The sequence below is a fragment of the Sphingobacterium sp. UBA7631 genome, assembly GCF_002483935.1.
Lineage (GTDB): Bacteria > Bacteroidota > Bacteroidia > Sphingobacteriales > Sphingobacteriaceae > Sphingobacterium > Sphingobacterium multivorum.
Window position 1 is genome coordinate 488,253 of record NZ_DLIX01000004.1, and the last position, 18,821, is coordinate 507,073.

Here is an 18,821-nt window from a genome sequence, read left to right on the forward strand (position 1 = left end):
TGATTGGAATTAAAGCTGAAATCATGATGTGCTATTCAAATGCTCCTCTTTCATTGAAATAGAGTCCCAGCTGTTCTATTTGCGGGTTTAGGCGAGATTGTAAAATGTTGATTCTTAATCTCTGGGCACTAACTGTCGGAAAAGTCAATAAACGTTTGTTACCGATAGTAGTTCCTTTCGACACTTCTCTCCAGACTCCATCTTGCCAGATCTCCAAATTAAATCGCTCGACACGTTGCCCTAAAGCGATGGTTTCCTGTAAGGAAAGAACGTTGAACGCGGTTGCTTTAGGTAGGGTATATTCAAAAGTTGCTATGCTGATTTTTTCATCTTTCGTCGTCCAGAATGGCATTTTTTTCCATTTTTTTAAAACGAGGCCTGCAGCCTGGAGTTTGGCTTTGCTTAAAAGATTTTTCGAAAACAATGCTGTGCGCCAGTCATTCCACTTTTTTAAATTTGCAGCATCTACCGAATGAATCAAGCCTGCAGCTGTTGGTGGAATATTAAGCAACAAGACACCATTTTTCCCCACCGAATTAAAATAAATATCCATCAACTTACCCGGGCTTTTGACTTTGTTATCCTCTTCCTCGTGATAGAACCATCCCGGGCGTATAGAAACATCAGTTTCCGCTGGGTACCATACCAGCCCTTTTGCTTCTTTGATCCTTTCTCGGCTCCCAAGATCTTTATGACGCATATCTCCGGCCGGTTTGATATTCATCTGTTGTTGCGATCCTGCAGCTATATGATTTTGTGCTAGGTTACTAGCCGGTACAACTGACCATTCTGTGTCCCGTCCATACCCTGTTTCTGTACCGACCCATCTTACATCGGGTCCCATAACTGCGATAACGGCCTCAGGTTGTTTTTCACGTATAACCTGATAATAACGATTCCAATCGTATTCCTGCTTTTTACCGTTAGGTCCCTCTCCATTAGCACCATCAAACCAAACTTCTTCAATCTGACCATATCGGGTCAGTAATTCGCTCAATTGGGCAACAAAAAAATCATTATAAGCTTCTGACCCATAAGAAGCTTCATGTCGATCCCAAGGGGAAAGATATACGCCCAACTTCATACCATATTTTTTACAGGCCGCAGCAAGTTCGCCAAAGACATCTCCTTTTCCCTTTTTGTAAGGAGAATTTTTAACCGAATAGTCTGTTGTGTTCGTTTGCCAGAGGCAGAAGCCATCGTGATGCTTCGCGGTAAGAATCAAAAGTTTGATTCCACCTTCCTTTGCAGTCCTAACCCATTGTTCTGCATCTAATTGTGTCGGGTTAAATAATTTTGGATCGTCTTTCCCTTCACCCCATTCCTTATTTGTGAAGGTATTGATCCCAAAATGGAGAAATCCGGTCACTTCCAGCTTTTGCCAATCAAGCTGTCTTTGGGTCGGTATCACGTTGGCGGCCTTGGTTACAATAGCAGATTCTGATTCTCCGGGCTGTAAGGCTATCATATTTTGAGCCGCAGCATCAAATACCGCTGCCAATAATAGTAAAGTAATGATATTAATTTTCTTCATTTGATATTTATCTGACAAAAATAAGATAGCCGGAATAATCTCCGAACTATCTTATCTTCAAAGTTTTCGTAAAGGTTCCGACCAATTATTGATTGGCTCCCTGATTGGCAACTAAAGGCCAATTCGGATTTTGATAAATAATTGAACCAGCTGGGCTACCATCTGTTGAAGTTATGCTCAAATGACTTATGGCTATAGGAGACAAATAGTGGGCACTGGTCCAGCTATAGCCTTTTAGAACAAGATTGTTAGCCGAAAGATTAATCCGATAGGGTCTTAAATATTGACTTTCCTGTGGTGAGGACACATTTGCGGTTTTTCCTGCTGTGCCGGGTACGATTAAAGTCGATACACCTTTATCTTTGTACCAGTCTTGCATAGGCCCCCACAGTCTCATCCCTTCAATAATGTATGGATTGCTTGCCAATTGATCCAACGCCCGCCAACGCCTAAGATCATTAAATCTAAATCCCTCAGCAACTAGTTCTAAACGGCGCTCCCTTCTAATATTATAAAGAAGTTTGTCGGATAGTAACTGCCCAGCAGAATATGCTGCAAAATCACCTTGAGCTTCCTTTTGCATGTCTGTCGCATTTACGGTTGCCATAAAATCTGTATTTACACCTGCTCTTTCTCTGATTTTTGTCCAGTAACTATTCGCTTTTGCATCGATCATTCCCTTTGCAAGATAACTTGCTTCAATATAGTTTAAATAAGCCTCAACAGCACGAAATATAATTGAGCCTGTGGTACCAGTCTGTCCCTCAGCTTGGGCAAAAAGATAACTCATTCCTTTTTTCACGGCATAACCTGTCACGTACCTTGTTTCGGCTAGTCCGATAATATCTGGTCTCGGCTCTGTCTGTACAGCACCTGTCGAAGAAATCTGGTTGGTATAACTCAATTCACCAGGTGCTTTCATAAAGAGCTGTAAGCGATTATCCCGATTTTTTTTGACGAGGCTGATGGAATCGTCGCCTGCATAACCGGAGTTCGAAACATAAATAGGCAGTCCGTTTTTCATCGTAAAATTTTCCACAAGGCCTCTAGAATATCCAGAATTTCCGCCATTACGGTTCATGTAGTGATTTACAGCATGCGTAATTCCTAAAGGCATTGAATAACTCCGCCATAAAAGTACTTCGCTGTAACCATTTAGATTCTCGTCGCCAAACATTTTGAAATAGGGGTTCGAAGATGAATTATAACCATCATCCTTTGTATTTCCGACAAGTTCGACTGCATCGGCTACCTGAGCAGCTGCAGTCATCGACTGTTCTAAGAAATAATTGATCTCATTATCGATATTGATCGAAAAATTTGGGTGCGATTTTGCGCCCGGCCAGCCAGTTCCGCCAGGGACGAAAGCAGTTCCTTTGTGGTATTTTAGCCAAGAGCCTTCAAATAACCCTACACGAGATTTAAAAAGTAAAGCGGCCTTTTTTGAAATACGGTTTTTTCCGTCAGGGGCTACATCGTTCAACAACGTAATTGCCGAATCCAAATCAGAAAGAATAAATCTAACCACCATATTTCTAGGTTGTCGAATGGAAGTAGCCGTCAGCTCCTCCATATTATCTTTGAGTGTATTTTTAACAATCGGAAAATCACCCAGCGCCTGTACTTTATTAAAATATTCATACGCTCTCAAAAAATACGCTTCACCCACATAATGAGTTATATTTGCTGAATTTCCTGTTAACTTACCGCTCTTCCATTTTGGAAGTACCTGTTCGAGAAAATAGTTCAACTGTCTAATCTGAGCAAAATCCCATTCGCCGCCCGAACTCGGCACACGCCATTCTCCCGGAACCCAACGAGTCGAATAACTTGAAGTCACCTGGTTATCGGTACCGTTATCGTTGGCAAATGTGCCAAGCCCCCAGCCAGAATGTGATGGAAAGGCATAACGTCCAACCGTATATGCGGCTAAATCAGCTTCGGTATTTAAATATTCCTGCGGCGTTACATTGGATAAGGGTTCCCTGTCCAGATACTTGTTACAGGAATGCAAAGTGAACAGCACGGTCATCGATAACAACCAAGAAATTGTAGAAAAATAATATGTCGTTTTCATATATATCTAATTAAAAATTCAAGTTAAGGCCAAAAGAATAAGTCGTCGAAAATGGATATGTTTTTCCATCGTTCCATCCTCCTAGTCCAACGGTTTCCGGATCAAAAACCTTAGCCATTTTGGTAAAAGTCAACAAATTCTCACCTGATGCATAAATACGAATTTTGGTAAATCCTATCTTGGCCAATAGCTGTGGAGAAAACGTATATCCAAATTGAGCATTCTTTAAACGTAAATAAGCGGCGCTCTGCAAATATTTAGTTTGTGTTTGCTGATTTTTTGAGGTGTTAAAATAAGGTCTTGGTAAATAGGAATCTTTATTAACACCTAAAACACCGTTCTGTACCATCGTGGAATTCTCATCGCGGTAGAAGTCCATATTCTCAACAAATCCAGCAGACTGCCACATCCCGCCATTCGCCCCCCAAAAATATGGGCCATTGGGCATATAATCGCGTTTTCCAACACCTTGCAAGAAAATCCCTAAATCGAATCCACTATAATTGAAATTTAAATCAAAACTATAACGATAGCGTGGGGCCGAATTTCCTATAATTGCCAAATCCCCTGGGTTCGCCAACGTATTGGCTCCATTATTAACCTGACCGTCCCCGTTGAGATCAGCATACATAATATCCCCAGCTTGCCAGTTTGTCCCGAAAGACTGTTTGGCATTAGCGAGGTGTGCAGCCATTTCTTCTGCGCTCTGTGCTATTCCTAAAGTTTGATATCCCCAGATCTCCCCATTCTTGCGGCCATCGTACCAGGTACTCAACGTACCTGTAGGATTAGGATATTTGGTGACTGTCTGACGGTCGTCGGAAAGGACAGCTCGCGCGCTATAATTCAATTTACCGATATGATCTTTCCAATTTAACTCAATTTCAAAGCCTCTGGAGTTCATCTCGGCATTGTTTAATCGCGGCACAGCTGTACCCAAAATAGCGGGAAGTTCTGGTGCTGGTCCTATCATATCGAATGTATTCCGACGATAGACTTCAAGAGATAAACCTAAACGATTGGAAAGTGCCCGCAGATCCAACCCCACATTCCAGCTTGATACACGCTCCCAGGTCAAAGTTGAGGCAATAAGCCCAGGTGCACTGGCTGTATTTGTTTTTTGTCCATTCAAAAGCCAGGTACCATTAGCTATACTTACTGGCATTGTTGCATAAAAAGGATACCAATTGTCCGTATATTGGTTTCCCAACTCGCCATAGGAACCACGTAACTTAAACATGGAAACATGCTCCTTAATAGGCCAAAATGACTCATTTGCTACATTCCATCCAGCGGAAACTGAGGGGAAGAGATTCCAGCGCAAATCTCTTGGAAAACGTGAAGAGCCGTCGTATCGTCCGTTAGCCTCAAAAAGATACCTATCTTTGTAGCTATAGTTTAATCGTCCAAAAAAACCAGCGGTAGCCCAATGTTGATAGCCCCCAGAAGCCCTTGGATTGGTGGTGGCAGTATTCAATGTCGGTATATTATCTGTGATCAGATCGCTCATGCTTCCATTGAGATCTCTATACTTATTGAGCTCTGAATTGAAACCAGCCAAAATTTTGAAATGATGATCATCGTTGAGGTCAAAGGAATAATCTGAAAAGAAATTTGTACTGAAATATTCGTCTTTGCGATTGTATTCAGACACATTGGTATACCCCGCAGCATTGTATCCTACTGCAAGGAGAAACGGGTTTCCTTTTGCATCATTTGAATAAGCTTTCAAAATTTCGGCATGGTCATTTTGAGTCGTAATGCGGTAATTGACATTTCCTGTTATATTCCAGTTTTTGATTGGCTGATAATGTAATTGTAGCTGCTGATAAAGAAAATCTTTCTGAAATTTTGAACGTCCTCCTTGCTGCAGCTGCAATATTTCACTTGGTTCGGAATAATTTCCATTTGGGTCGTACAAAGGTATCGTAGGCCATCTTCTCGCTATATTATGATAATATAAATCATTCATATGGCTTGCTTTTTCGTAGTCTTCACGTACAAAACGCGTATTGTACATGAGGTCCACCTTATCGCTAATCTTTGCATTGATTTTCGTAGCTATCGAATATCGTTGAAAATTATCATTAGCAAATCTGTTCAAACCATTTTGATCCATGTAATTTGCAGAACTATAAAAATTTAGCTTTTCAGTACCGCCATTCAAACTGAGCGTATGTTCATGGGAAGTTGTAAAGTCCCTATAAAACTCTTTAAACCAGTTTGTATTCCCATTAGATCCCGTATAGTATTGAAATCTGTCACTAGCATTTGGGGTAGTTGTCGTTTCTATTTCTCCTTTCTGATAAGCGTCAATCCGTTCCAATACCTCCTGCGAAAATTTTGCACCCTCACCATCGTTTGCTGCGACTTCATTAAAATAGTAAGCAAATGTTTTGGAATCTAACATCGTTGGTAGCCCTCTTGGCTTGCCCAGTCTTATATTATTGTTATAATTTGCTGTTATCTTCCCCGATTTTCCAGATTTTGTTGTAATGAGGATAACTCCAAAAGGTGCCCTGGAGCCGTAAATAGCAGAAGCTGCTGCATCTTTAAGCACGGTGATATTTTCAATATCCTGAGGATTCAGCGCATTCATATTACCTTCCATCCCATCAATTAAAACCAAAACTGATGAACTCGACCCTACGCCTATCGTCCCCGCACCACGGATATTGACGCTTAGATTTTGATTTAGCTCGCCGCCCAATCCAGTTGTCTGTAAATTCAACCCAGGAATCATGCCCTGCAGCGCCTGTCCAACATTCTGCACAGGTCTTGACTCTAACTCTTTACCATCAAGGGAAGAAACCGCACCAGTCAAATTTGCCTTCTTTTGAGTTCCGTACCCCACTACGACAACTTCTTCCAAGGCTCTATCCTGACTAACCATTGTCAACAGCATTGGGTTGCGACTAGCGTTTTCACTTAAAGAAGCATACCCCACATAGGAAAAATCCAAAATAGATTTTTCATTTGCTACTTTTAAAGTAAATGTTCCGTCTTCTGCTGTCAATACAGTATTTGAGGTACCTCTTTCTGTCACAGTCACACCCGCAATTGGTTTTCCCGATGCATTCAAAACTGTACCTTTAATCTCTATCTTTTCTAATTTTTGATTTGGGATATTTTTGAAACTATTCCTTTCCTGTGGTTTAACAATAATAGTTTTACCTTCAATCACAAAATCTAGATCCTGCTCCGTGAGCGCTTTTTTCAACACTAACCTCAAATCCAATTTGGAACCAGAATAAGAGATTAATTTTTTGTTTTGCAAAATATCCGAATCATAAATAATCTGATATCCCGTTTGTTTACGTATCTCTTTTAGGACCTCTGATAAGGTTGCATTTTTTAGATTGAGGTTTAATTCTTGTGCCTTGGCTAAGGGAAGGCTTTGGAGAGCTATTAAACCAAGGATAGTACCTATTCTTGACGATCGCTTTAGAAAAGTTAAAGCAGATTGGTCCCGAACAAACCAAAATTTGTTTTTTCTCAGGTGAAATTTTTTATTCATATTTTTAGGCTTTATTGTAAAAGGGGCATTATTCCCATTCTTACAATAAAGAGTCTCCCAAACGCGATTACCCTAAAAAATTTTTTTAAAAAATTAATTCATGACCTTTTAACGTGATGTTCAAATTGCCTGATCTTTTTATGAGATCCAAAATCTCAGAAAACGAGCGATCTCTTTTAAGAAAAAGTGTAAAATTTCGATTAGGAACTTTATTGGGATCAAAATGAATTGGATAGATATTAGAAAGATCTGAGAGAATATAGCGCAAGCTTTTATTTTCATAATACAAATTACCATCTTTCCACGACGTATAATCTTCGGTTATAGCAATTGTTTTATCAATAGATCCTTGATCATCCAGCATGGCCATCTCTCCAGGAACAAGCAACTTGTTTTTTCCTGATTTAATACTTTTTAAAGCTATACTTCCTTCTGTTAATACAGTCTGCTCGGCTCCTTCACGAGACAAAACATTAAACTTTGTACCTAAAACAGCTATCCGCTGTTTATCTGTCAGAACAATAAACTCCTGTTTAATATCAGCCTGCTGTCTCTTAGCAACCTCAAAAAAGGCTTCTCCTTTTAAAGTTAAAATCCGATTTTTTAAAAAATCGCCTTTGTAACTCAGCTCAGAATTAGAATTAAGAAATACTATAGTTCCATCTTTTAACAAAACCTTATACAATCCACCAACCCCAACGCGCAGAACAACATCATCAAATTCGGAGGTTGATGATTCTGTCTGTTCAATAATCAACATATCTTTCTTTTTACTGACTTTGAAAGGTTTGTTTTTATTATTCTCCCATTCAGCAAGGGACATGGGCCTTGATCCTGAAATTGTGATGTCTCCAGCTGTAATATCCGCATAAATGTGCTCAGATTTTTGGGGGGAGATATTAATGGAGCGAGGATAAAAAATGTATAAGCTAGTAGAACAAATAGATAAAACAAAAAATAGGATAGCCCCGTTCAACAAACGCTTTTTACGTTTCTTTCTACTAATCGTTGTTAGAATACGATCAAAAGTCTGTTTTTTTATATCTTCTCTATCGTTTAGGGGCATATGCTTATAATACGGATGAATTTGAAAGATTTTAATTTGTTAATATGACAAAATAACGAAAAGGTGAATATAATTATAAGGCTTTTCGTAATTTATTCAAGACTTTTGATATATGATATTCTACAGATTTGATACTAAGGTTCATTTTTTTGGCGATTTGTTTGTAGGATAAATCATCTTCGCGACTCATGATAAATATTGCTCTTGTTTTGGTAGGAAGTCTCGCTAATAATCCATCAAGCTGATCAGAGAGTTCTTTATATGAAAGCTCATCATGCTCAACAGCTATGTCTAACAACAGGTGTTCCTCTAATTCATTTAACCTACGTAATTTCCCCAGCAGTTTAAAACATCTGTTTTTTGTACAAATGAATAAATAATCTTTTAACGATGATTGGATGTTTAATCTTTTATGACGGGCCCACAACTCAGTAAAGACATCATGTAAAACATCTTGTGCTAGTGATTCTTCCTTCATCAATCGTAAAGCAAAGGTATAGAGGCCATCCCAGTAAAAATTATATACTAAGGAAAATGCTTGCATATCTCCGTCTTTTAGACAGCGCAAAATTTTGTGCTCTATTTGACTTTCCACTTGATTCGATTCCATATCGGTAATTAAATTGTTCTTCAATGGTTAGCAGATGTTTAAGACTAATTGGTTAGATTATGAAAAATGCCAACAATATTATGTATTACATAAGTACAATATTAACATTTTTTTACAAATGTATAAAATGATCTATAAAATTTTTAAATAAAAAATTAGTCTAAATTTTGTTGAGGACTCGTAATTATAAATCTCTTTTTATTAAATTAAAACTATATTATGTTTACTTGGTTGAAGAATATTCGGAATGAAAACTTTAACAAAACAGAGGATTATGAGCAAAGCGGGTAAAATTTTATCCTTTGTAATTTATTGTATTTACGTAATGGTTGTCACGACGTTTATACTTCGGAGCGGATATTTTCAGGCCGATGGATTAGTTCTCATTTTTAAATTTACCTAATCAAAGAATTTCAACGTTTGAAGGATGAAGAAAATGACCGTTTGAAGTTAAACTTATCATCAATGCGTTAGATACGCAAATCTATTTCTTATCCTATGCAAAGTCGATCGAAGAACAAATCTGTTAGATTTGTAATACTGCAAATGATCAAAATCAAGATAGAATAGATAAATGTTTCTAATATGAAATCAATATTTGAGAAAAACATAAGAGAAGCGGTCGTCGAAAGAATTAATTTATTAAACGAGGACAGCGATGCGCTTTGGGGAAAAATGACAGTAACGCAAATGGTCAAGCATTGTATATTATGTGAACAACATTACCAGGGATCCATAAAGGTTAAGCGTTCATTTTTAGGGCGAATGGTTGGTCAAGATGCGATAAAGGGGATATTGAAAGATGAAATAACAAGTTTTGGCAAAAACGCCCCCACATCCGCTGTATTTATCGTAAATGAAGACATACATTATTTAGAAATAGAGAAACCAAATTGGAAATTATTAATCGATAAATATGAAACATTTGAAAAAGATACATTTCTACATAGGTTCTTTGGTAGAATATCCAGAGCCCAGTTCATATACAAACATTGCAACCACCATTTAAAGCAGTTTGGAGCGTAACCAAAAAAACCACGAAACCTCTACATGGGTCAGGCGTTATACTGTTTTTTGGGGGGAGGTCATTTTTTTGTAGCTGCCTTACAGATCCAGTGGTAATCGAATTATACTCCAGTCCCTTTATATCGTTATTTATTGATGTATATTTTCTCCTCGAATCTCTACGGCGAATAATGTTAGGTATTCATCCAATCTATTCTTTCAGTTTGCTAAATAGCTGTATTGCGGTTTTCAAATCCAATGCCTCCATATCCACAAGCTTTAATGATTTGACCATGTGGAGCGTACCGGTCTTATACTTTTGGAAATGTTCGATTTTCAAATGTGCCTGATAGGCTTGCTTGTCTTTGTACATTTCTAGTATCCTTACCTGTGTTGGGCTGTCCTTTTGGAACATCGGGAAGATCGCGATAACACCTACTTCAAGCCTTACCGATGCTTCGGCCTCCACTTTGAGTATGTCTTTATACTGTTCCAAATGTTCAGGATGTATCTCAATTTCTGAAATGCGCACCATTATGTCCTGCTGTTGAGCCTGGGCTATATGGATCATACCAAAAAGCATCGCTGTTGCAATAACAACCTGCAAAGTACATCTAACCCAAACACGGTATTCGAAAATATTTTTATCCATATCATTTAAATGTTTAATAGTGCTTACTTTTCCATTGTAGAAATAACAGTTCTTTCGGTTTCGGCCCGCTCCTTGCCTACAGTTTTTTCAATAACTTCGAACAGTGTCTTTATCTGTCCCGCTGTAATACCTGTATTCGATCCCATTCCGATATGCGCCAGCAACTGTCCCTCTGTTCCCGCCATTGCCGCTAAAGCAGAAATTGTAACCAGTTCCCTTTGCTGATAGCTAAGCACATCACTATTGAAAATATCGGCAAAAAGATGTTCTTTCAGAAAGGCATCTATACGTGGTGCAAACTCTCCGAAACCGGGAGCAGGTTTTGCCTGTGCTGTCTTCGTCAATGTCTCCAGCACTTTTCGCCCCTGTTCGTATCTGTCGGCTGTGCTGTTCTCCACTACGATTTCCTTTCCAATATTATCCGTAATGCCTTTTGCTTTTCTTTCTTCCAAAACGGTTTTGAATATATTGAGGGCATTGAGGCTTCTTGGAAAACCACAGTAGGCATATAGTTGGACCAAAGCTTCTTTGATTTCATTAATGGAAACTCCCGCATCGAGAGCAGCGTTTAACTGTACTTTCAGGTTTTCGAGATCTCCTGTAGCGGTAAGTGCTGAAATAGCAACTAAGCTTTGCTGCATTGCATTCAACCTCTCCGCACTATTTTGTGCATTCATTTTATTTATTTTTAAGAGGATAATAGCAAAAAACAATATCCATTTTAGGAATTTAAATTTGTGCATAATATCGAATTCTAACTGCTACTTAACCGCTACCTTATATTCTCCATCAGTAACAGGTTCGAGCCAGATGTTCTCGTTTGTTTGCGGATTACAGGCCACGCCGATATGTGAAAACCAGCTTTCGGGTGCAGCTCCATGCCAATGCTCTACATTTGGCGCTATCTCAACTACATCTCCGGGATTTAATCGGCGGGCTTTTTTTCCACGCTCCTGATAATACCCTACCCCTCCTATACAAATAAGTATCTGACCTCCTGTGTGCTTATGCCAATTATTACGGCAACCGGGTGCAAAGGTGATGTTATTCATCGGTACATTGAGGTCTTTGTTGGATGTGAGCGGTGCATTCCAGGATTTTCCGCTAAAATATTGTGCAAAGCCTGTGTTTTCATCTCCCGTTGGGAAATCACTGATTTTTGGTACTGTTGTCTCCATTTTATTTGATTTAATCTGACTGAATGACTGTGTACAAGTAAACAGTACAACAATTGTTAGGATAAGAAGTTTCATTTTGTCCATTCAAAGTAACTGTTACATTCTCGATTCTCCATGCAGAGGCCAAAGCTGCTACACAGAACGGAAATCCACCCTAGGATTGTCAAAAGGCATCTTCTCATATCTTTTACTTTAAATATTCCCTAAAGAATGTTTCCAACTTGCCGAAAGGAATTACATCAGTCCTGTCGTATAAATCAACATGGACAGCATTCGGGATAATAAGTAGTTCCTTTGGTTCAGATGCCGCTTTAAAAGCATCTTCGCTAAAATAACGGGAGTGCGCTTTTTCCCCTGCAATGATCAAAAGCGGCCTTGGCGATATCTCTTTGATATAGGTTAATATGGGCATATTCATAAACGATAATGCATTCGTTGCATTCCATGCTCCCGTTGAATTAAGTGAACGTTCATGAAACCCTCTTGCTGTGCGATAGTAATCGTGATAATCTTTCACGAACTGTGGTTCATCGCCTTTCAGTTTTTCGGGATTTAATAGTGGTCCGGAGTGAAAGCTTCCTGCTTCCGCATCTTTCCAGCGTTGCTCGCCCAATCGTTCCAATGTTTTTGTACGATCTTCTAGTGTGACAGCATCATTATAACCTTTCGACATGACCCTTGTCATATCGTACATACTTGTCGTCGCTACGGCTTTTACCCTTTTGTCGATTGCAGTCGCATTTAACGCGAAGCCACCAAATCCACAGATACCAATGATCCCAATTTTGCTTCGATCAATATTTCTCTGGATCCCGAGGAAATCTACTGCCGCACTGAAATCTTCCGTGTTGATATCGGGCGAAGCAACGGCGCGGGGTTCCCCGCCACTCTCTCCCGTAAAAGAGGGGTCAAATGCTAAAGCTGCAAAGCCACGTTCTGCCATTTGGTTGGCATACAATCCTGAAGACTGCTCTTTTACCGCTCCGAATGGGCCGCTAATGGCAAGTGCGGCTAATGGCTCAATGCCCTGTTTTTTGGGAAGGTAAAGATCTCCGCTCAATATAATCCCGTAACGATTTTTAAAACTCACTTTCTGACGGACTACTTTATTACTTAACTCAAAGGTATAGTGTTCTGTTGCTGTATTCATTTTGCTCAATTTATTAACTGATTTGGTCTGGCTGAATGCCTGTGTAAAAACGGCCATGATCATAAGTATAGTTAGGGCTATCTGTTTCATTTATCTTAGATTGATTTAATAATTTTTGCCGGTACGCCTCCCACAATCGTATTATCAGGAACATCTTTTGTTACGACCGCTCCTGCTGCAACTATCGCATTTACGCCGATGGTGACGCCCGGCAGAATACTTACATTTGCACCGATCCATGCATTCTTTTTGATATGGACATGGCCAGGAACAAGAGACTGCCGATCCGCTGCGGCTATAGGGTGCCCTTCTGATAAGATACTGACTTTCGGAGCAATGAGTACATTATCTTCAATTGTAATGCCTCCTAAATCCAGTAACGTACAGTCAAAATTGATAAACACATTTTTTCCTATACGGGTATTTTTACCATAGTTGATATAAAGCGGAGTAAAAACAGTAACGCTTTCATCGATCTCGCTGCCTGTTATCTTGCTTAGAAAGCTTCTAACTTCCGTAGGATCAGCGCTGTTGTTCATCTGAACGAGGAGCTCTTTTGTCGCGTGCGCGGCTTCACGCATCTTATAGGCTTGCGGATCATTGGACGATATCATCTCTCCATTTCGTAACCGCTGAAAAATGTCTGTGGGGTTTGATTCCATATATTAAAGTAATTTTAAGAAACATCATCATATGGAGTATAGTTTACCTCCACCATGGTTATACAAATTTCTTCTTTTAACCAGGTTGATTGTTTATACAGGATACGGATTTATTTACCAGTTTTACAGATTACGCCCGATCATGGGAAAAACAGATTGAGGTTTAGTAGATTTGAATTCAAATTTGTTAAGTTATGGAGCAGGTCGATAGATATGATACGGTCAAGCAGTACAATGACAGCATGGGGGTAGACACCTTGCATCCGCTAGTCAGTGTCGTCAATTTCAATGAAATACCAACTGTTCAGAATTTCCGGCGTTATATGGGCATTTATGCTGTATTTCTGAAAAATATTAAATGTGGCGATATGCGGTATGGGTGTCAGCCCTATGACTATGAAGATGGAACATTGGTATTCGTATCGCCCGGACAGATTTATGGAATTGACAGTAAAGGTGTTGCCATAAAACCCTCCGGGTATGGACTTGTCTTTCATCCCGACTTTATAAAAGGAACGAACCTGGGAAAGCATATAAAAGATTATACCTTTCTTTCTTATGAGGTGAACGAAGCACTGCATTTATCCAAAAAGGAGCGCAAAACCATTGTGCATTGCTTTGAAAAAATAGCAGAAGAAATTGATCAAAATATCGACAAGCATAGCAAGACATTGATCGTTTCCAATATTGAGCTTTTGCTAAATTATTGCCAGCGTTTTTATGACCGGCAGTTTATAACAAGAAGCAATGTCAATAGTGATATTTTGGTACGGTTTGAGAAGTTGTTGAACGATTATTTCAAATCAGACAAAACACTTTTACTGGGACTTCCCTCGGTCAGTTATTGCGCTGATCAACTACATCTTTCTCCGAATTACTTCGGAGACCTTATCAAAAAGGAAACAGGAAGCACAGCATTGGATTACATACAAGCTAAATTGATAGATGAAGCGAAAGAAAGAATCTTTGATCATTCCAAAAGCATTAACGAAATCGCCAGTGAACTAGGCTTTAAATATCAGCAGCATTTTACCCGCCTTTTTAAACAAAAAACGGGTGTTACACCGAATGAGTATAGGAATTTAAATTGATAAATTTTACTGCACAAAAACTGTAATGCAAGAGGATCTGGGGCCTACGGCTTCTACAAAAATACAGACACCAACAACGGTGGAAATACTGGTGGAAGAAATGGTTCCATCGTGAGAAAGAGCTAAATCAATGTCGGAATTAACAGGGACCGGATCCGACCACTAAACAGGTTAATCGAAAATTGCATAAGCCTTACTGTAATGAAGATTTCCTCCAACTTAATTTGGCTGTTGTAGCTTTCATATCCGCACGCTGTCATTGCAGTTCCATCATTAATATAAATTCCTGTGTGAATTACATAGTGCGAAATACCTAAAGCGCTACTATCGTTTGCTTTAAAGCTAGTTAATGTTAGAATAGTTGCTAGACAACCCAAAGCTATTCCAATAAGTTTTAAAAATTTAGCTTCACTTTGGTATAAAAGGAAAATTGTTAAAATAAAACGCTAGTATTGCATCTGTCTAAAAAGATACCTCGAAATAATATATGATTTTGTTAAGAAAACTTCATTTAGTCGCTAAAGATCTAATAATAACAATATTGGATTACATCCATAAAATTTTCTTTCATTTTATACCAATCAAAACATTTAGGTATGCAAGTTGTGGTGGTGGAGTGGCTGCCCTAAACATCTTCATTTATTTCATATCGTATAATTTTATTTTTAGAAAGAAAATTATACAATTTACTGAAACATTAGCGGTAACTCCGCATATTGCTGCTTTTATAGTGGCTTTCCTGATCACCTTTCCCTTGGGATTTTATTTGAATATGTATGTTGTCTTTAGTCAACAAGCAAATCGTAAAAGGAGGATACATCTGTTCAGATATTTTCTCGTTGTATTGCTATGTATTGTCTTAAATTATATCTGTATCAAATTCTTTGTTGAAAAACTTCATTTCTATCCGACTCCTTCCGCGCTACTTACGACGGTAGTAGTTTCTGTTTTCAGCTATGTATTGCAACAGGTTTTTTCATTTAGAAAAAAAATATAGTCAATTAAATATCAGGTTAGCATTATAAAACAGCATTGCCAAGATGAGCGATAAAATACATCCGATTTTTGTTGCTTAATATGAACGGGTCGAACAATATGATAGTAGAAAAGACAATGGTATTAAACAAAAAGGATCGCGTTTGGGGTGTTAAACTTCTTCTTTTGCTTACACTCTTTAACTGTTCCACTAAGAAGAATTATAACGACTGGGTTGATATAGACCAAAACAACTGCAGCAGTTATAGCCAATGTGGTAAAGGTTATACAGATGATGAGATATCGCCTTTAATAAAAGGCAAAGTGAGCATGTGCCATAATAATGAAAATGTTCCTTCTGCTAGAGTTTTCTTTCTTAGTTCAGAGAGTGATACAATTGGTACAGCCATCACAGATAAAAAAGGAGAATTTTCGCTAACGATCCCATCCGAGGGATTGCTCCATGGAAAAATTATTGTAGATACATTTGGAACGGGGATGACTATCGAACATGTTTACATTGCGCCAAATTTTAAAACCTACGCCTTAGACATAAAATTACCAAGGCAGCCCATGTATATTAATGAAATAGGTTCAAAAAAGGATCAGAAAAAGTTGAGGAAAGAAGTTGAAAAAGCAAATAGAAAATAGATATAGGTATTGTAATTTGATCTGGGCTATTAAAATTTCTGTCTTTTTTTGGATCTTTTGTTTCTCATCCTGCGCTATCATCAGACCCAAAACAGAAAACAATAACGTATTGGGCGGGTACGAAGCTTCTAGCTATTTAGACGAGAACGATTCGCAAGACTCGGTAACGATTTCAGGCATTGTCACTGAAGCTAAGACAAAAAGAAAGGTGCCCAATGCCGAGATACAATTTTTAGATTCTGAAGGAAATACACTTAAAAAAACATCTTCTGACAATGATGGGGCTTTTCATACAAAACTGGCAAAACTCAAAAAATTTGGAAGTATCGAAATTGATGGAAACAGTGCTGGTTTTCTTACGATTGCAAACATAGACTTTGGTATTTTTGTCAATAACACCAAGGTAAAAGCGAGACTATTCAAGTACGATTATTCTGCAACGGAGCAAGACTTTTCCAAGAAAAAAGATCGAGACCAGCTAAAGAGAGAGATAGAAGAAATGAAAAAACGAAAGAGGTAATAGCATCGTACCGCCTAAGCTGAAGCTGTGATCTCGTTGCTTAAAAAACCACGTATAAGATGTGGGATTCATATAGATCCTTTCAATAACTTTATGTTAAAATGATGGTAGAACTACCAGCTTTACCATCATTTTAACATAAGTCAGCAGTAATGAAAAATGAGGTAAAAAAGCGCTTTGAATGGGTAATGCTTTATGAGGCCATTGGTAATGCAGGTGTTGTATGTTTAAAGTGTGGCATAACTAGGCCGACACTGAGAAAATGGGTTAAACGATTTAAAGAGTCTGGTATTGATGGTCTAAGTGAACTTAGTAGGAGACCACATAAAATCCACCATAAAATAACAATTATTCAACACCAATTATTTGATATCAGGTAACCAATAAACAAGCATGTGCCGTTTTGATGTATTCAGCATCTTGTAATAAACCGCCGAAAAGTCAGAGATTTTAAGGTTTTCTTAAAGTTTTTATTCTAAATCTTTATATACGCCGGATTATAAAATGCTATTTTTTTTAGTATATTTACCCGCGTAAAATAAAAACTGTAATAGCCAGTTATTCCGTCTAGTTTTCTCAAACTGACAAAGAATAATTTATCAAATCTAAATGTATGGCAAAGAATAAAAAAATTAATGTACAGGGAAAGGAAATAACAATCATCCTCGACAATGGTAACGAGTTTATTTCACTTACTGATATGCTAAAAGCTAAAGATGGAGACTTTTTCATTTCTGATTGGCTTCGAAACAGAAACACAGTTGAATATCTGGGTATTTGGGAAAGCATTTATAACCCTCTTTTTAATTATGGCGAATTCGCCATAATTAAAAGTCAGGCCGGACTTAACAGTTATAAAATCAGTGTTAAAGATTGGGTTGAGAAGACAAATGCTATCGGCTTAAAAGCAACCGCAGGAAGATATGGGGGGTCATATGCGCATCCTGATATAGCTTTTGAATTCGGTATGTGGATTAGCCCCCATTTTAAAATTTACTTAATCAAAGAATTTCAGCGTCTAAAAGATGAAGAAAATGATCGTTTGAAATTGAACTGGGACTTACAAAGGACACTAGCCAAAGTAAATTATCACATTCACACTGATGCAATAAAGGAAAACCTCATTCCAGCAGAAATTACCAAGCAGCAAGCGAATTCCGTTTATGCCAACGAAGCCGATATACTGAATGTCGCACTATTTGGTATGACCGCTAAGGAATGGAGAGATGCAAATCCTGATAAGAAAGGCAATATCCGGGACTACGCGATTATAGAACAGCTGGTCGTGCTAAGCAACATGGAAAGTATAAACGCGTTATTAATTCAACAAGGGTTACCACAAAATGAACGGCTTATGCAACTGAATAAAGTAGCGGTAACACAAATGAGGTCACTCGTAGAAAATAAGGCTGTTAAAAAATTGAAATAGAAAGGTTTCTTATTTATCCATTCCTCTAACTGGAAATATGACGAGTTTTAAATAAATCTTATCATCAAAGTGTTAGATAAGCAATTCTATTTCTTATCCTATGCAAAGTCGATCGAAGAACAAATCTGTTAGATTTGTAAGACTCAAATGATCAAAATCCAGATAGAATAGATAAATGTTCCTAATATGAAATCAATATTTGAGAAAAACATAAGAGAAGCGGTCATCGAAAGAATTAATTTATTAAACGAGGACAGCGATGTGCTTTGGGGAAAAATGACAGTAACGCAAATGGTCAGGCATTGTATATTATGTGAACAATATTACCAAGGATCCATAAAAGTTAAGCATTCATTTTTAGGCCGAATGTTTGGTCAAAATTCGATAAAGGAGATATTGAAAGATGAAACAACAAGTTTTGGCAAAAACGCACCCACATCCGCTGTATTTATCGTAGATGAAGACATCCATGATTTAGAAATGGAGAAACGAAATTGGAAATTATTAATCGAGAAATATGAAACATTTGAAAAAGATACATTTGTACATTGGTTCTTTGGTAGAATGTCCAGAGTCCAATTAGGTCAGTTCATATACAAACATTGCAACCACCATTTAAAGCAGTTTGGAGCATAACCAAAAAAAACACAAATATGCCGCATATTATACAATAGAATCTCAAGGAAAGAAAAGTTTTTAGATTC

18 protein-coding genes are annotated in these 18,821 nt (G+C 38.1%); 8 read left to right on the forward strand and 10 right to left on the reverse strand.

Annotated features, from left to right (window positions below; genetic code table 11):
• Positions 1 to 31 precede the first annotated feature (31 nt).
• From B3P16_RS06810 to B3P16_RS06830, 5 genes are all read right to left on the reverse strand, one after another.
• Positions 32 to 1,534 carry an alpha-L-fucosidase gene (locus B3P16_RS06810; protein WP_286842003.1) on the reverse strand — a complete coding sequence of 501 codons (1,503 nt, stop codon included), beginning with the start codon at positions 1,532 to 1,534 and terminating at the stop codon, positions 32 to 34.
• An 85-nt stretch (positions 1,535 to 1,619) separates the two neighbouring features.
• Positions 1,620 to 3,611, reverse strand: coding sequence for a RagB/SusD family nutrient uptake outer membrane protein (locus B3P16_RS06815; RefSeq protein WP_083295986.1), 1,992 nt, complete (start codon positions 3,609 to 3,611; stop codon positions 1,620 to 1,622).
• Positions 3,612 to 3,621: 10 nt separating this feature from the next.
• A complete protein-coding gene (locus B3P16_RS06820; RefSeq protein WP_286842005.1) occupies positions 3,622 to 7,128 on the reverse strand; it encodes a TonB-dependent receptor in 3,507 nt (1,168 codons plus the stop codon).
• 85 nt (positions 7,129 to 7,213) lie between these two features.
• Positions 7,214 to 8,194, reverse strand: a complete 981-nt coding sequence (locus B3P16_RS06825) for a FecR family protein (protein ID WP_286842007.1) — start codon at positions 8,192 to 8,194, stop codon at positions 7,214 to 7,216.
• Positions 8,195 to 8,267: 73 nt separating this feature from the next.
• Positions 8,268 to 8,804, reverse strand: a complete 537-nt coding sequence (locus B3P16_RS06830; RefSeq protein ID WP_070566790.1) for an RNA polymerase sigma-70 factor — start codon at positions 8,802 to 8,804, stop codon at positions 8,268 to 8,270.
• A gap of 585 nt (positions 8,805 to 9,389) precedes the next feature.
• On the opposite strand from B3P16_RS06830, the gene B3P16_RS06835 reads away from it, so the two are divergent.
• Positions 9,390 to 9,830 carry a DUF1569 domain-containing protein gene (locus B3P16_RS06835; RefSeq protein WP_286842009.1) on the forward strand — a complete coding sequence of 147 codons (441 nt, stop codon included), beginning with the start codon at positions 9,390 to 9,392 and terminating at the stop codon, positions 9,828 to 9,830.
• Positions 9,831 to 10,020: 190 nt separating this feature from the next.
• On the opposite strand, the gene B3P16_RS06840 is transcribed toward B3P16_RS06835, so the two are convergent.
• From B3P16_RS06840 to B3P16_RS06860, 5 genes are all read right to left on the reverse strand, one after another.
• Positions 10,021 to 10,461, reverse strand: a complete 441-nt coding sequence (locus B3P16_RS06840) for a putative quinol monooxygenase (RefSeq protein WP_286842011.1) — start codon at positions 10,459 to 10,461, stop codon at positions 10,021 to 10,023.
• 23 nt (positions 10,462 to 10,484) lie between these two features.
• Positions 10,485 to 11,138 (reverse strand): carboxymuconolactone decarboxylase family protein, encoded by a 654-nt coding sequence (locus B3P16_RS06845; protein ID WP_286842012.1) that lies wholly within the window; start codon positions 11,136 to 11,138, stop codon positions 10,485 to 10,487.
• An 84-nt stretch (positions 11,139 to 11,222) separates the two neighbouring features.
• Complete coding sequence (locus tag B3P16_RS06850) at positions 11,223 to 11,639, reverse strand: cupin domain-containing protein (protein ID WP_286842014.1); 417 nt, start codon at positions 11,637 to 11,639, stop codon at positions 11,223 to 11,225.
• A 187-nt stretch (positions 11,640 to 11,826) separates the two neighbouring features.
• Positions 11,827 to 12,879 carry an alpha/beta hydrolase gene (locus B3P16_RS06855; RefSeq protein WP_286842016.1) on the reverse strand — a complete coding sequence of 351 codons (1,053 nt, stop codon included), beginning with the start codon at positions 12,877 to 12,879 and terminating at the stop codon, positions 11,827 to 11,829.
• A 5-nt stretch (positions 12,880 to 12,884) separates the two neighbouring features.
• A complete protein-coding gene (locus tag B3P16_RS06860; protein WP_286842017.1) occupies positions 12,885 to 13,451 on the reverse strand; it encodes a sugar O-acetyltransferase in 567 nt (188 codons plus the stop codon).
• 194 nt (positions 13,452 to 13,645) lie between these two features.
• Here B3P16_RS06860 and B3P16_RS06865 point away from each other — a divergent pair, with 194 nt between their 5' ends.
• The 7 genes from B3P16_RS06865 (at position 13,646) to B3P16_RS06890 (ending at position 18,753) form a co-directional block, all read left to right on the forward strand.
• On the forward strand, positions 13,646 to 14,542 hold the full coding sequence (locus B3P16_RS06865) for a helix-turn-helix domain-containing protein (protein ID WP_286842018.1): 897 nt from the start codon (positions 13,646 to 13,648) through the stop codon (positions 14,540 to 14,542).
• A 487-nt stretch (positions 14,543 to 15,029) separates the two neighbouring features.
• Complete coding sequence (locus B3P16_RS06870) at positions 15,030 to 15,539, forward strand: GtrA family protein (RefSeq protein WP_286842019.1); 510 nt, start codon at positions 15,030 to 15,032, stop codon at positions 15,537 to 15,539.
• A 98-nt stretch (positions 15,540 to 15,637) separates the two neighbouring features.
• The gene (locus B3P16_RS06875) at positions 15,638 to 16,168 is read left to right on the forward strand and encodes a hypothetical protein (RefSeq protein ID WP_286842021.1); all 531 of its coding nucleotides are present in this window, start codon (positions 15,638 to 15,640) and stop codon (positions 16,166 to 16,168) included.
• On the forward strand, positions 16,146 to 16,688 hold the full coding sequence (locus tag B3P16_RS06880; RefSeq protein ID WP_286842023.1) for a carboxypeptidase-like regulatory domain-containing protein: 543 nt from the start codon (positions 16,146 to 16,148) through the stop codon (positions 16,686 to 16,688). The genes B3P16_RS06875 and B3P16_RS06880 overlap by 23 nt, the downstream gene beginning before the upstream one ends.
• A gap of 152 nt (positions 16,689 to 16,840) precedes the next feature.
• Entirely contained in the window at positions 16,841 to 17,068 is a 228-nt protein-coding gene (locus B3P16_RS24315; protein WP_376752079.1) for a helix-turn-helix domain-containing protein, read from the forward strand.
• 233 nt (positions 17,069 to 17,301) lie between these two features.
• Positions 17,302 to 18,117 (forward strand): KilA-N domain-containing protein, encoded by an 816-nt coding sequence (locus B3P16_RS06885; protein WP_286842025.1) that lies wholly within the window; start codon positions 17,302 to 17,304, stop codon positions 18,115 to 18,117.
• Between the two features lie 186 nt (positions 18,118 to 18,303).
• Complete coding sequence (locus B3P16_RS06890; RefSeq protein ID WP_286842026.1) at positions 18,304 to 18,753, forward strand: DUF1569 domain-containing protein; 450 nt, start codon at positions 18,304 to 18,306, stop codon at positions 18,751 to 18,753.
• The last annotated feature ends 68 nt before the right edge of the window (positions 18,754 to 18,821 follow it).